The organism is Dyadobacter sp. CY356 (genome assembly GCF_021440195.1).
GTDB lineage: Bacteria > Bacteroidota > Bacteroidia > Cytophagales > Spirosomataceae > Dyadobacter.
In genome coordinates this window covers 118228-133059 of the sequence record NZ_JAJTSZ010000006.1, presented here as the reverse complement: position 1 = coordinate 133059, position 14832 = coordinate 118228, and the positions used below count along the sequence as shown (strand labels likewise).

14 protein-coding genes and 1 tRNA gene are annotated in these 14832 nt (G+C 39.3%); 5 read left to right on the top strand and 10 right to left on the bottom strand.

Going from position 1 to position 14832, the window contains the following annotated elements; genetic code table 11:
• The first annotated feature begins 16 nt into the window (after positions 1-16).
• Positions 17-1525 (top strand): RagB/SusD family nutrient uptake outer membrane protein, encoded by a 1509-nt coding sequence (locus LXL81_RS19515; protein WP_234648442.1) that lies wholly within the window; start codon positions 17-19, stop codon positions 1523-1525.
• Positions 1526-1685: 160 nt separating this feature from the next.
• Here LXL81_RS19515 and LXL81_RS19510 read toward each other — a convergent pair whose 3' ends face one another.
• Together LXL81_RS19510 and LXL81_RS19505 are read right to left on the bottom strand one after the other, a co-directional pair.
• A complete protein-coding gene (locus tag LXL81_RS19510) occupies positions 1686-1922 on the bottom strand; it encodes a hypothetical protein (protein WP_234648441.1) in 237 nt (78 codons plus the stop codon).
• Between the two features lie 11 nt (positions 1923-1933).
• On the bottom strand, positions 1934-2878 hold the full coding sequence (locus LXL81_RS19505; RefSeq protein ID WP_234648440.1) for a hypothetical protein: 945 nt from the start codon (positions 2876-2878) through the stop codon (positions 1934-1936).
• A gap of 161 nt (positions 2879-3039) precedes the next feature.
• Here LXL81_RS19505 and LXL81_RS19500 point away from each other — a divergent pair, with 161 nt between their 5' ends.
• Positions 3040-3924, top strand: a complete 885-nt coding sequence (locus tag LXL81_RS19500; protein ID WP_234648439.1) for an AraC family transcriptional regulator — start codon at positions 3040-3042, stop codon at positions 3922-3924.
• Between the two features lie 203 nt (positions 3925-4127).
• Positions 4128-5138 (top strand): aldo/keto reductase, encoded by a 1011-nt coding sequence (locus tag LXL81_RS19495; RefSeq protein ID WP_234648438.1) that lies wholly within the window; start codon positions 4128-4130, stop codon positions 5136-5138.
• Between the two features lie 77 nt (positions 5139-5215).
• On the opposite strand, the gene LXL81_RS19490 is transcribed toward LXL81_RS19495, so the two are convergent.
• Positions 5216-5614: a hypothetical protein gene (locus LXL81_RS19490; RefSeq protein WP_234648437.1), complete on the bottom strand. Its 399-nt coding sequence runs from the start codon at positions 5612-5614 to the stop codon at positions 5216-5218.
• 352 nt (positions 5615-5966) lie between these two features.
• Here LXL81_RS19490 and LXL81_RS19485 point away from each other — a divergent pair, with 352 nt between their 5' ends.
• Positions 5967-6977, top strand: a complete 1011-nt coding sequence (locus LXL81_RS19485; protein ID WP_234648436.1) for an SGNH/GDSL hydrolase family protein — start codon at positions 5967-5969, stop codon at positions 6975-6977.
• A 13-nt stretch (positions 6978-6990) separates the two neighbouring features.
• Here LXL81_RS19485 and LXL81_RS19480 read toward each other — a convergent pair whose 3' ends face one another.
• From LXL81_RS19480 to LXL81_RS19460, 5 genes are all read right to left on the bottom strand, one after another.
• Positions 6991-7470, bottom strand: coding sequence for an ankyrin repeat domain-containing protein (locus LXL81_RS19480; protein WP_234648435.1), 480 nt, complete (start codon positions 7468-7470; stop codon positions 6991-6993).
• Between the two features lie 58 nt (positions 7471-7528).
• A complete protein-coding gene (locus LXL81_RS19475; RefSeq protein WP_234648434.1) occupies positions 7529-9136 on the bottom strand; it encodes a MutS-related protein in 1608 nt (535 codons plus the stop codon).
• 405 nt (positions 9137-9541) lie between these two features.
• Positions 9542-9617, bottom strand: a tRNA-Lys gene (locus LXL81_RS19470).
• A gap of 123 nt (positions 9618-9740) precedes the next feature.
• Positions 9741-11045, bottom strand: a complete 1305-nt coding sequence (eat, locus tag LXL81_RS19465) for an ethanolamine permease (protein WP_234648433.1) — start codon at positions 11043-11045, stop codon at positions 9741-9743.
• Positions 11046-11125: 80 nt separating this feature from the next.
• Positions 11126-11845 (bottom strand): alkaline phosphatase, encoded by a 720-nt coding sequence (locus LXL81_RS19460; protein WP_234648432.1) that lies wholly within the window; start codon positions 11843-11845, stop codon positions 11126-11128.
• Positions 11846-12159: 314 nt separating this feature from the next.
• Here LXL81_RS19460 and LXL81_RS19455 point away from each other — a divergent pair, with 314 nt between their 5' ends.
• On the top strand, positions 12160-13857 hold the full coding sequence (locus tag LXL81_RS19455) for an amino acid permease (RefSeq protein ID WP_234648431.1): 1698 nt from the start codon (positions 12160-12162) through the stop codon (positions 13855-13857).
• An 89-nt stretch (positions 13858-13946) separates the two neighbouring features.
• Here the strand turns inward: LXL81_RS19455 and LXL81_RS19450 are convergent, their stop codons facing one another.
• Positions 13947-14396, bottom strand: a complete 450-nt coding sequence (locus LXL81_RS19450) for a hypothetical protein (protein ID WP_234648430.1) — start codon at positions 14394-14396, stop codon at positions 13947-13949.
• Between the two features lie 2 nt (positions 14397-14398).
• On the bottom strand, positions 14399-14824 hold the full coding sequence (locus LXL81_RS19445; RefSeq protein WP_234648429.1) for a hypothetical protein: 426 nt from the start codon (positions 14822-14824) through the stop codon (positions 14399-14401).
• Positions 14825-14832: the final 8 nt, after the last annotated feature.

Here is a 14832-nt window from a genome sequence, read left to right as displayed (position 1 = left end):
CTGAAAATCAATAGACATGAAAGTGTTCAAACATATCCTATTAGCAGCCTCAATGTTATCATTGGGCTCGTGTAAAGATTTTTTAGAAGAAAAACCAACGGGATTTTTAACGCCTGACTCGGATGTGTCCAGCGTAAAAGTAGCCAGGGCCTATGCCAATGCAGGTTATGCCAACTTGCAGGGATTTCTTGCAGGACAGCCATCCTCATATGGTGGAAATACCTGGAATTTAATGGAATTTGTAACGGGTAAGGCCAACAGTGATCTTGGTCAGACAGGCTTTGTTAATTTCCAAAACCTGAGTTACAACAATACTGCCTTCTATATTGATACATGGTGGCAGCAAATGTACCAGGGAATAGGAGCCTGTAACCTTGCCATTCAAAGTATTCCGACGATCAATGCATCGGGACTTACGGAAGAACAAAAGACGAATATGCTGGCTGAGGCGCATACGTTACGTGCACTATATTATTTCTACCTGGTAAGAATGTACGGAGCTGTACCAAGCGTTACGGAAGTTCCGAAGAATCTTGATCTGAATTTGCCGCGCACGCCGGCTAAGGATATTTATGACAAGATCATTATTCCTGACTTATTATTGGCAGAAAAATCAACTTTGCCGTGGTCTGACAATACCGGAAAAGTTTCCATGGGTGCGGTTGAATCCATGTTGGCGGATGTATATCTGACTTACGCAGGAGCAGCTATTAATGGTGGAGCGCAGTATTATGCGGAATCGGCGAAACGCTCATTGGCTGTTATCACGAACGGAGGATATACTTTGTTCCCGAATTATACGGATATGATTCAGCCTGTCAACAAAAACACAGGTGAGTTTATTTTCCAGGTACAGTATGCCGCCAGTGTGCCATCAACCAATCCGTTGACACCGCTGACTATTCCAAATTATTCGGGTATTTCTTTATATGCTGATGAGTATGGGTCGGTTTATCCTACGCCTCAATTTATTAAATCGTTTCCGGCTGGTGATAAACGTGTGGAGGAAAAACAGTTTTTCTTCACAACTTATCCAAATGCTAAAACAGGGCAGCCGGTGGTTTTCAGAAATACCTACATTTATAAATGGTTTGATGTTACTGCTGCAACAAGTACAATAAAATCTGATCTGAACTACACATTGTATCGTTTGGCTGATGTTTATCTGATGTATGCAGAGGCTTCAAACCGTGCAGAAGGTAAACCAAACAGTAAGGCAATCGATTTGGTCAATGCAATTCGGAAACGTGCTAATCTTTCCAGTATCAGTGCTTTATCTCAAACGGATTTTGAGCACGAAGTATGGGCCCAGCGTTATTACGAATTGTGTTTTGAAAACAAAATGTGGTTTGATATGATCCGTACCCGTAAAGTTCATAATGACGTGACAGGAAACTGGGATGATTTCATTGGTCACAAAACGGTATTTAATGCTACGTTCCAGGAAAAGAATTTATTATTTCCGATTCCAAAACAGGAATCCGATGTAAATCCTAACCTGCTTCCGAACAATACCGGATATTGATAAAAGTATAGTACAGTAACTTAATGAAAAAGCAGTCGAGCACATGTTCGACTGCTTTTTCATTATTATGATTTACTTATTTCCGGAATGCGGGATCTTTTTCTCTTATTTTTTTCAGGGTATCAGTTCAATCGTTTAAAAAAATTCAACGGGATATTATTTATAAATCTAGATCTTTCCGCATTTTTTTAACTACGAAAACGTCAACCTTGCAAAGAGTGGCAATTCTTGCATTGTCAAAGGCTGGATCCAATAAAAGAGACTTAATCATTTCTGTTATTATTTCTTCTCTTCCTTCAGCTTTTCCTTCCTCTCTTCCTTGCGCTTTTCCTTTCTCTCTTCCTATCTCAATTCCCTCTTCCCGAGTGATCATTTTAATAGTTTCAATTATTCCCATAGCATGTTTGTTTAAAGACCTAGATCCTGGCGCATTTGTTTAACCAGCCAAACTTCTACTTTACAAAGAGTGGCAATTTTCTCATCGTCAAAGGCTGGATCCAATAAGAGAGACTTAATCATTTCTGTTTTTATTTCTTCTCTTCCTTCGGCCTTTCCTTCCTCTCTTCCTTGCGCTTTTCCTATCTCAATTCCCTCTTCCCGAGTGATCATTTTAATAGTTTCAATAATTCCCATAGCATGTTTGTTTTCTGTCAGGATATCAATTTCCTTATCAAATTTAATATTTATTTCCTGATTGTCAATGTGTAGGAAGGTTTTGAGAAAGTATAGAAAACGCCTGATTTGTTCGTTGTCATATTTTTTAATTTCTATTAATGCCTTGGCAATCGTAAGTCTTTGCTCACCAAGTTCTTGTTCGGGAATTTTGTTTGCCAGCAATGCCTTTTGCGCTGCCAGTATAATCAGCGCAAAAGGATTTTCCATGTTCAACAACTGCTTTTCCGAATGATCAAGAATATGATACGCATTATATTTATACTGAATTTCTGTTCCTAAAAAATTCTTGTGAAAATGGCTGGGGCGCTTTTGATTTTTGCCGCCAGTGAAGACTGCGAGTGCTACAATGTCCGTTTCATATCGATCATAGATTCGATACCAATATTGAAACATCCGAAAAGCAAAATTGTCGGTACCTTCTCCCTGAATTTCAAGGTGAATAAGAATCCACTCTTCTGATCCATTTTTGAGATAAGTCTTTACCAGCATATCAACAAAACGGCTGCCACCTTTTCTTTCAAGTTCAGGGAAAAGTTCGGCGAGTTCTTTATCCATAAATTCAAAACCCCGGTCCAGATCGAAAAGAGAGTCAGTCTCTGCAAAAAAGAAACGCAGTAAATCCGGGAATGCCTCTTCAAAAGCGCTTTTTAAAAGAATGTCGTTTTTTCTTCTCATCATATGCATACAAGGTGAATGCTCCTGATACATAATACGGTTTTAAAATTTTTGGTCACTTAAACTATTATTTCGCTGGCTGAGCTTATATCTGATAGTGAGATTACAGCGTTACATATTTTTACGCGATGGTTGTTTTTCCTTTGAATTGTTTAACTTCGTTGATGGATAATCCGGATCTAACTACAAAAGCCAAACTGCATTTTCATGCAGAGCCTGCACAATTTCGTGTAGCTGCAATAGGAGAAAATAAGTGTAAGCTTACTTCTTATAACCGACGTGATTTTTATAAAATCACACTTGTCCTGAAAGGCGAAAGTCAGCTTTTGTATGCCAACCGGGGTATTAAAATAAACAAACCTGCTCTTGTTTTTACCAATCCGCTTGTACCTTATTCGTGGGAAGTTCTTGGTGATGAAGACTATGAGGAGGCCGGATATTTTTGTGTCTTCTCAAATGAGTTTTTGCATAACGGAGGCCGAATGGAGAGCCTTCAGGAATCATCACTATTTAAAGCCGGTGGTAATCCTGTTTATCTGCTGGATGACGAACAGTTAAAATATATCAGTAGTTTATTCATTCGGATGCGGGCAGAAATTGATAGTGAATATCATTTTAAATATGAACTGATTCGCAGCCAGTTAAATTTACTGATTCACGAAGCTATTAAAATGCAGCCTGCCATAGCTTATCCCGCGCCACAAAATGCAGCATCTCGAATTGCAAAGTTATTTCTTGGTTTACTTGAAAAACAATTTCCCGTCGATTCCCCCCAACAACCTTTGCAATTGAAAAAAGCAAGTGATTATGCAGATAAATTAACAGTGCATGTGAATCATTTAAATGCTGCGGTGCGTGAAATAACCGGCAAGTCAACAACAACGCATATTAACGAAAAGATCATTTCAGAGGCAAAGTCTTTATTGAAACATACAGACTGGAATATTGCCGAAATTGCTTTTAGTCTTGGTTTTGAATATGCGTCCTACTTTAATAATTTTTTCAAAAAACATTCTGGTATCACACCTTCTGAAATACGGAACAGTTAATCGGTCTGTTTTTAATACACTTCCCGCCAGCATTCTGTTTTGATTTTATTACGTTGATTACTATAAGAAACACTTTGATTTGTTTAATCGTAATGAAATTTGCAATCCTACCTTTGTTACCGTTCTGATAGTTGGATTTATGCCATAAGCAATGATCAGTTATCAGCTGATAAATCAGTCAATTTATAAAAAACGGAAAGCAAATGAGCACAATTAAAAGGATAAAACTGGGTAATCAGGGATTGGAAGTTTCTGCCCAGGGTTTGGGTTGTATGGGTATGACCACCATTGCCGGTGGGGATATATATGGAAAAGCGGATGAAAAAGAATCTATCGCGACCATTCACCGGGCACTGGAACTGGGTATAAATCTGCTAGATACTGCGGATCTGTATGGCCCGTTATTAAATGAACGCCTGGTTGCAAAAGCAATAAAAGGTCGTCGTGATGAATTTACGATTGCTACAAAATTTGGTTATGAAATTGATGACAGCGAGCAGCTGACGTGGGGATTTAACGGATCGCCTGACTACGTCCGCAAGGCAGTGGACCGCTCACTGAAAAATTTGGGAACGGATTATATCGATCTGTATTATTTACACCGTCTTGATCCGAATACGCCGATTGAAGAAACAGTGGGTGCTATGTCTGAACTTGTAAAATCAGGTAAGGTTAAGTACATCGGACTGTCGGAAGTTTCTGCTGAAACGATAAAAAAAGCGCATAAAATTCATCCGGTAACAGCGGTACAAACTGAATATTCTTTGTTTGAAAGGGAGCCTGAGGCCAATGGAGTTTTGGATATACTTAAAGAACTTGAAATTGGATTTGTGGCTTATTCGCCATTGGGAAGAGGTTTTATCACAGGTGAGATCAAAAGCCCGGATGACTTCCCGGAAAATGATTTCCGGAGAACTATACCAAGATATCAAGGTGAAAATTTTTATAAAAACCTCGATCTTTTGAAACAGATACAACTTATAGCAGAAAAGAGGGGCGTTACACCTTCTCAACTTGCAATTGCCTGGGTTGTTTCGCAGGGCTTTGTAGCGATACCTGGAACAAAACGCATCAAATACATTGAGGAAAATGCAGCGGCAGCCAATATAATTTTAACGGTGGAGGAAAAAATGCAGTTGGAATCTATTATTCCGGTTGGCATAGCAGCAGGTACGCGTTATGATGCGCAGCAAATGCAATTTGTCGGGGTTTAAGAGTTGCTGATAATAGTCAATTTAAAAAAAATCATCAGGTGTTAAATCAGCCTGGTGGTTACTTTTTTTAAGTATAACTAATCTTTTAATATCAATTCAATATTTTTGTGATCCTCGAAGATCTCGATGATAATATCGCACAGCGTCTGGCCGTTGCCATTTTTAAGTTCTTCCAGCTTTTCCTTAAAAAGGTTCACATTGTATGGATAACCTTTGTCTATTTTCATTTGATAATTCCTAATAGTTTCTTCGGTACCCAGATCGCTTTTGCTTTTCTGGAAATTGCTCCATAAGACAATAACTTCTTCACCCGGATTGTAAACGCCAAAGCCACCGTAAAGGATATCGTTAAGAGCATCCAGGCTATGTCCCATTTTCCAGTCGATACCATTCATGAAAAGTTTATTCATTTCTTCATAGAAACCGCTCAGGTCTGAGAAGTTATCGGCATTTATGATAATGGTTTTCGTATTCATTTAATTTAGTCTTAAATATCTTGCCTTTTGTTTTGATTGGTGTTCTTCTAACATTTCGTCTTGCGATAAATAACTATTATAAAAGTTTAGAAGGAATTGTATGACAAATGGCAACTGTTCAAACGATCAATTATCAGAATTAGTTGTTTGAACCAGAAAGGTATGGTTGATAACATGAATGTTACATCGTTTTGAATAATAATTTAAATTTCATTCAAAAAGCTACAACTTCTCTAATCGTAGAAAAACACAACAATTTATTATTACTTAAAGCAATAATCTGCCGTTAAAGGTACTGGAACGATTATTTTATTTGGTGTTTATCAGCACAATCCAATTACCAAACTAACTAATGATCGAAAAGCACTCGACCGATACGCACATTTCAAATACCGAATATCTATTATCCCGCAGAAGGTTTTTTCGTAATTCCGGAGCAGCTTTTCTAGCCACAACGCTATTATCGTCTTGCAATGTAATAGACGACATTTTTCCAAAAAAGGAAGATCGGGATAAAACACTTGCCTTTTTTGGAGATAGTTTGACAATTGGGGCTGGCGGAACTGCACCTTATGGTAGTTTCGTGGCAGCGGCTTTGGACAATAGACCTGTTTTAAGTGACGGGATTGTTGGGCAGATCGCATCGCGGATTGCCGTCAGACAGGGTGGCATTCCCTTGAAAATATCGGTTGAAGGTAATAAGCTGAATGGAATACAGCCGGTGAAGATTACAAAACTGAGCAGTTTATTTTTATCTACACCATCAAATTATGATGAATACAGTAGAACAGGCACTGTTGCCGGAGTTAGATGTACAATAAGACGAACTGCGAATGCCAGTGGTGAAACGTACACTGTTACACCAGCTACGGTAAGTGTAATTGAAGTCCCGGAGAATTCAGAATTTTTGCTTGAAGACGCGGCAAGGCTAAGAACGGCAACACAGATCTTATGGTATGGCCGGAACAATATTGGAACTGCCGGTGCCGAAGATGAAATTATCTCTTCTCTTGAAAGTTCAATTGCTTACATCACAGCACCTGCAAGATATCTTGTGCTGGGAGTTTTGACAGCTGCAAGCGAGATCAAAGGAACGAAAAATTACGATCAGGCCATATCTGTTAATAGCGATCTTGCTGCTAAATATGGTGAGTTTTTTGTAGAAATGACACCACCAACCGACGCTGAAATGGCTTCGATTTCTTACACGCCCACTACCGAGGATTTAACAGATCTGGCAAACATGAATTTTCCGAGAGGTATGCGAATGGATATTGTTAATGATGACATTCACCTGAATGATAAGGGATATCAGATTGTTGCCAACCGGGTTATTGAAAAATTGAAGTTACTCAAATACTAATTTTTTGATAAACTTATTTGCCTGATTTATTGCGAATCAACGTAATGATCTCATTTCTGTTCCGGGATTGCGCGAAATCCAGGGCAGATTTGCCATCATTTGATAGAAGATTTAAATCTGCACCGGCATCCAGCAGTACTTTGACAACTTCAATATTGTTTTGCCAAATAGCATCATGCAAAGCTGTGTAGCCATTATATGGTCCTTGTTTATTAACATCAATATGAAAATCTACTAAAAGTTTTGCAGCTTCCGTCCGCCCTGCATAGGCAGCTGCATGTAATGCGGTTGCCTTCATGCCCGGATCTACGGCGCTAACATCAGCCCCCTTTTCCAGTAGAATTTTTACGATTTGGTTATATCCTTTGTAGGCTGCAATAACCAATGGAGAATCCTTCTTTTCATCCAGCTCATCAATATCAGCTCCGTTTTGAATTAGCCGTTCAACCAGTGAAATATCATTTTTATTGATTGCATTCATTAAGGCAGTCATTGCGTAATAAGGTTTATATTGTGGGATGTAAACATTCGAATAATCAAAAGCTGGTAATTTAATGACCTTTGCCAATTTTATTCTTGTATATCCTATTGGCTATTTTTGTCGCGTCTTCTATTATATCGGCGGGATAACCATTTATTTCCAAAATCCTTATCGCGTTCGTATTACTTAAATTTCCCGGCTTTAATTTATAGTCAAATAGGATAGTACCATCCCTGACGACTTCGGTGAAATGGAATAATGCGAAAGAATTCTTCAATAACTCCGCCAGTTCAAGATCGTGCGTGGCTACAAAAACAATGTTGTTTCCCTTGTTCAGATAAGTCAAAACTGCTTTGCCTGAGGCAATTCTTTCAACAGTATTTGTTCCTTTAAACATCTCATCCAGTAAAAACAAATTATCAAAACCGGTGCTGCTTTCTTCCAGCAAAGATTTTATAGCAAGTACTTCTTCAAAATAATAACTTTTCTCATTTAAGAGATCGTCAGAAATCCGGATTGCCGAATGTATTTTGAGTATAGGGGTTGAAAAACTTCTGGCAAAACAGGTATTCATTGTGAGTGCAGTCAGGGTATTGATACCAATCGTTCGGATAAATGTTGTTTTTCCTGACATATTGGACCCTGTCAGCAATGCCGATTTTTCATTTAAATCAATCGTGTTTGATATAAATTCGTAGATAAGCGGGTGATAGATTTCTTCCGCCGAAATCCGTTTTTTATTTGTGACAATGGTTGGGAAGCAAAAATACGGTAAATCGTTTCGCAGAAAGTTTATAGACATAGCTGCATCAATTTCTCCCACATACTCAAAAACCTGTTGTATCTGTGTCCTTTTTGAATCGAGTTCTTTCAATACATTGTAAAGTATGAGAGGCTCAATCAGAAACAATGCCTTGATAAGTTCAATCAAATATTCTACCGCCTGGCCAATTTCACTTTGCAGTTTTACTTCAAGTTTGAAAAGTGACATTTGAATTCCTATACTATTAATAGCTCCGACCGATTCACTGATTCCGGGATGTTCGTCTTTCAAACCTTTGAAAGTTGCTATTTTTTTAGCTGCCTGATTTAACCGTAATAATTGCGGAATCGAACTGCTGTATTGGTATATGTTAATCTTGTTCCAATAATGAAATCCAAAATTAATGGCCAGCAATAGAATCAGGAAAACAAGAACCTTCGGATAAAAAATTGATATTAAAACCGAACTCACGCTTAGTAATGAGAGCACCGGAATAATCCAAAACCACCTGGGTTTTTGGATGTGTTTTTCGAGGAAAAGTGCGGAGATATTATAGGCGTCCTTTTTGTTTAATGATGATAATTCAAGCAAAATATCATCATGGATCTCCGGATTTTGTTTCAGGTTCTGAATAATCTTTTCGAACCTTTCAACACGCTTATTATTATGTGGAATAGTTCTGAGTCCGTGATATAGCAATTGTTGTCCAACTTTTGAAACTGTACGATCCAGAAACATGAATACTTCACTCATGTCAAGATCATTAAAAGTACGATCAGAGATTATCTGGTGACAATCTTTCTTGTCACTTGAAAGAAAAAAACGCTCAATTCTGTTGAAGTCAAAAGTTTCCTGTTTTATCTTGCCGGAAGTGGCTTTCAATTGAACAAGCAGTTTCTTTTTTGAAGTGAACATTTAAATGATTTATGCGCTTTGGCTATGAAGAATCTCCACAAAATAATGGCGTTTCGTAAGTTACCTTCCAGAAATTAATTATTCGTACCCTTTAATTTTTGCTAAACCTTGTACCGAAATCCAGTACAAAATAAGAGAAAATGGTACCAATAAAAACAAACTGGTGGTAATGAATTTAGCTATCAGACAACCAACTATGGCAACAATCCAGATGCTGAAAAAATATTTCGTCCAGGGAAGTTTTGACATGGCTGATGTTTTTGAAGTGTTATGAGGAATTATATAAAAATAGTAAAAACGGATGAAAGGGAGTTAAAAATAGCTCAATTTATTTTAGTGTTTCCTTTGCTAATTTAGTTATGAAAAAAGCGATTTAAATCAGCTAATTTTTCTGATTTAAACCGCTGGTGACCCCGCTGAGGTTCGAACTCAGGACCCACAGATTAAGAGTCTGTTGCTCTACCAGCTGAGCTACGGAGTCGGACTTTTTCACATTAAGCAACTGAACTCAAAATCCCACAGATTAAGAGCGGTCCGTCGCACGGCTGTTGCTCTACCAGCTGAGCTACGGAGTCGCACTTTTTTGCTTCAAGTTACATATAAATCAATTCAAAGTTTTATGTTTTCCGGAAGCAATGAAGATTCCTGCCACAACAACTAATCCGCCAAAGAACCAGAGACTTAAAACAATATTGTAATAGACGATAGCAACGAGGCAGACTGTGGATAAAATCAGGGCAACGGCAGGGAAATAAGGATAAGCGGGCACCAAAAACGGGCGTTCCAGATTTGGTTCTTTTTTGCGTAAGGCAAACAATGCAGCCATGCTGATGATATACATAACAACCGCTCCAAGGGCAGCAATGATAATTACCTGGTCCGTTGTGCCCAGGCTCAAAGCTACGCACCCGATTATTCCACCAACAAGCAATGCCCAGTGCGGCGTTTGGAAACGTGAATTGACCTGGCCAAGAAAAGATGGCAGATAACCGCTTCTGGCAAGGGCGAAAATTTGTCTTGAATAACCGATGATGGTTCCGTGAAAGGACGCGATCAATCCGAATAAACCTAAACTTGCGAAAAGTTGTGTCCAGCTGCTATCTCTTCCTAGCACAATTCCCAATGCGGCAGGGAGCGGATAGTCTATGGTGCTTAACAATTTCCAGTTTGCCACGCCACCGGTAAAAATCATCACGGCCAGCGCGAGAATAACCAGAGTTAAAATACCATAGATATAACCTCTTGAAATGGTTTTCTTCGGATCTTCAACTTCTTCCGCAACCATGGCCACGCCTTCAATCGCAAGATAAAACCAGATTGCGAAAGGTAGTGCGGCAAAAACGCCCTGCCAGCCAAAAGGCATGGGATCGGTCACGAACGTTTTGTAGGAGAAATGGGGTGCCACAATTCCGACATATAAAAGCAATTCACCAACGGCCAGTAAGGTTACCACGAGCGAGAAAAGTGCTGATTCTTTGATCCCAAACATGTTGATAGCGATAAAAATCACATAACAGGCAAAGGCAGTTTCCAGAACTGTAATGTTTGGATAGAGAAAATGCGTGTAGCTGCCCAAAGCGAATGCGATGGCCGGTGGCGTGATCAGAAATTCTATCAGCGTTGCATAACCGGCAATCAATCCTCCCCACCATCCAAAAGCACGGTGGGCATACGAAAATGGGCCGCCTGCCTGGGGTATGGATGTGGTGAGTTCTGTAAAACTGAATATGAACGTCACGTACATGACCGTGACCAGGAGTGTTGCTATTAAAAAACCGATTGTTCCTGATACTCCCCAGCCGTAGTTCCACCCAAAATATTCACCGGAGATAACAAGTCCAACTGCAATTGCCCAAAGATGGATGGGTTTTAATACTTTTTTAAGTGCAACAACCTTTTCTGTGGACATGTAAGGAGTGGGTTAAGGTTAGTATCTGATAACTACTGACTGTTTCTCTAATCGGTCTGCTTTTCAGGATTTATTTTTTCTCAGCGTGGCGCCGTGCGCAGATAATCGCCCATTTGTATCACTTTTCCGGTATCCAGAAAATCCACCTGAAGGGCCATCATGGTTTTCCAGGTATTGATGTTGTCGGGTGTATCCCAGAAACGGATTTTTTTATTAAGTCCATGTGTTTTCTGAACCACCCTGGAAATCAGTTTTTTGTCATTTTTTGGTAGAGGCCCTTCGCCATTCCAGCTTGTATATTTTGAAAAAGACTGGCTTATTAAGGCAACCCGTTCCAGTTGTTGGGGAGTATATATAATATCCGGATTGCCGTCAAAAGAAATGTATTGCGGATATTGAAAAAATAGTTCGGGTACAGGAATATTGCCACTCACCACGATTTTGATATTGCTGCCGGGAGCAATAATTTCCGGATGCTTTTCCAATTCCTTCACCAGTATATCCAATGTCTCAACTGCCTTGGTTTTTATGTCGATAAGAAACTGAAATGTGATATCATTTTGAGAATAAATCTGTCCGTTATTTTTTTCCAGCTGCGCTATCATCGGCAGCAGATACATCTTTTCAAAAGTTCTTTCCGGCGTGGTATCTTCAAGATGATTTACAGAATAAAGCTTACCGTTTTTAAGCATTAAATCCGTCTCAACCGATCCAAACTGCTGGTCGCTGGCTTCACGAAATGGTTTGAGCTGACGGTTATCATTGTGCGAATGAGCCTGTGCTGTGGTATACGACAGCATGTTTTGTGCCCAGGCACTTTGTAAAAAAAATGAGAGTATAAGTGTTGAACTCAGCGCACATTTCATAGCTAAAACTTAAACAGAGCATAGGAAGAAGTAACCGTAAATATAAAGTTAAATTATCATTTACCGAATAGTCAGAAGGTTTTATGGATTTGTATGAAATTCAATTTGTCGGGAAATTAAAAACAAAGAATTATCCGTGGAAATAGGATGATTAATTCAACAAATTTTGACGGTATAACATGATGATATAGGAATATCCTTATTTTCGCTTTTGTGTATCAAATAAATGGTTAATCTCACGAACCCGAATGGAAAAAAATACTTCACTATTTCGTAAAAAATCAGTTGAACAGATTTTAAAAGATGCTCATGCGAATGAAAATGGTGGGTTAACAAAAATACTTGGCGTCAGAGATTTGGTATCACTCGGTATTGCCGCCATCGTCGGTGCCGGTATTTTCAGTACCATCGGTCTGGCAAGTTTCAATGGCGGTCCGGCGGTTTCACTTTTATTTGTATTTACAGCCATTGCCTGCGTTTTTACAGCTTTGTCCTATGCACAATTTGCAAGTACTGTTCCTGTTTCAGGTAGTGCTTATACTTACGCCTATGTTGCTTTTGGTGAACTTTTTGCCTGGATTATTGGCTGGGCGTTAATTCTGGAATATGCCGTTTCTAATATGGTAGTGGCCATTTCCTGGTCAAAATATTTTGTAAGCATGCTCGAAGGTTTCGGGATTGTCATTCCCGGTTACCTGACCATAGATCCCGGTTCGGCCGCTGATGCATTTCAAAAACTGCAAAGTACCGGAATGGGATCTTTGTCGGCTGCTGAAAAATTGGGTGCAATTGCGTATCAGACAGCCCCAACAATTGGAGGTTTTCATATGATTCTGGATCTGCCCGCCGGACTTATCACGGCATTGGTAACCAGTCTGGTTTATATTGGTATAAAGGAATCACGGACAGCCAGTAATATTATGGTTGTTCTGAAAATCGGTGTGGTATTGCTGGTCATTTTTGCGGGCGCGTTTTATGTGAAACCGGAAAACTGGACACCATTTGCACCCAATGGAATGAAGGGCGTTTTGAGTGGGGTAGCTGCGGTGTTTTTTGCATTTATCGGTTTTGATTCCATTTCCACAACCGCAGAAGAATGTAAAGATCCTCAGCGTGATATGCCCAAAGCGATGATCTATTGTTTAATGATATGTACCGTTCTTTATGTTTTGATCACGCTGGTACTGACCGGAATGGTAAATTATAAAGAGTTGAATGTCAGCGATCCGCTTGCATTTGTATTCCAGAATATTGGTCTGGATTTTATGGCCGGTTTGATTTCTGTCAGTTCAGTTATTGCGATTACGAGTGCACTTTTGGTATATCAGCTTGGACAACCCAGAATCTGGATGACGATGAGCCGTGACGGTTTATTATGGAAAAGGTTTTCTAAAATCCATCCGAAATTCCACACACCTTCTTTTGCAACCATCGTTACAGGATTGGTGGTGGGTATTCCCGCGTTATTTTTCAAAATGGATTTCTTTGTTGATTTAACCAGCGTCGGTACCTTTTTCGCTTTCATCCTGGTTTGCAGCGGCGTACTTTATCTGGATCATTCCGGGATTTCAAAACAATCGAAATTCAGAGTTCCGTATCTTAACGGCAAGTTTCTGGTAGGATTTGGTCTTCTCGCTGCCGTGGTGGGATTAACTTTTTATGGAGAAAATATAATTGCAGAATGGAAAGGATTAACCGTATCCGAAATTTTTGAACATAAATTCCTGACCGTGGTTTTCTGGATTACCTGGATTATTCTTTCGGTAATGAGCTTCAAATATAATTTCTCGGTACTTCCGGTAGCTGGTATCCTAACCAACCTCTACTTAATGACTGAGCTTGGTGCTTCAAACTGGCTGATTTTTGTGATCTGGCTGGCGATCGGACTTGTGATTTATTTCAGCTATGGGTATAAAAAAAGCAGGCTGGCGGGAAATGTTGAATGAGAGAATTATTGAATGAGTGAATGATAGAATTATTGGATGATAGAATGGAATATCGGAGTTGGTTGCTCAATCCGGTATTCCATTCTTATTTATATTTTGTTGATTTTAATTGAAATGACGTAGTCTTCCTTTTTCTTTGGGATTTCTGTATTTGGGGAAGGCGTCACTGATTGCAGTTCAATTTTATATTTTTCGCCACCTAAATCTACATCTGAACTGGGTGGTATTTTGGTTCCGTCTTTATCAGCCAGGCAGTAAAGACAAAGTTTTAATTCTTTTTGCGTTTTCTGGTTTTGGATGTCCAGTAAAAGGTCAACCGTTACCGAGCCGCTCCATATGCAATTCTCATTTTCCGGACAGCGGGAATCCTGGACTTCTTTACACGTGGCCATGGTTCCTGATGTCTCGTCAATGGATAACGGTTTCTGATAATTTAATAAGATTGTTCCTTCCTGCAATGTCACTTTTTCCGTTTTGCAGGATGAAAGGCCAATGATGAGGGCAAAGAAGTAAATTGAAAATCGCTGAATAATAAACATGTTTATCGTTTTTTAATATCGAGAGAAATAGAATAATCGGTCTTTTTTGTCGGCACCTCAGTTTTTGGATAGGGTTTCACTGATTTCAGAATAAATCGATAACCCTGACCAGCAAAATTGTAGTCCAGCGTATCCGGCATCTCTTTACCACATCCGATACACATTTTCACGTGATTTGTAATTCTGCCGTCGGTTGTCACACCATTCAGTGCAAGGTCTACCTGGACGAAACCGGCAATAATACAGTTGACTCCTTCCGGGCAGCGACTATCCATTACGTCAAAAAAAGTGAGTGATGCGGGCGGTACATCGTTGATCGATATAGTTTCCTTGTAATGAATAAGGTCTTCTTCTTTTTTATCAATTGACGATTTCTGACAGGAAATAAGCAAAAGTGCTGCCCAGGCTATATAGTATAATTTTCTCATCACTTTTC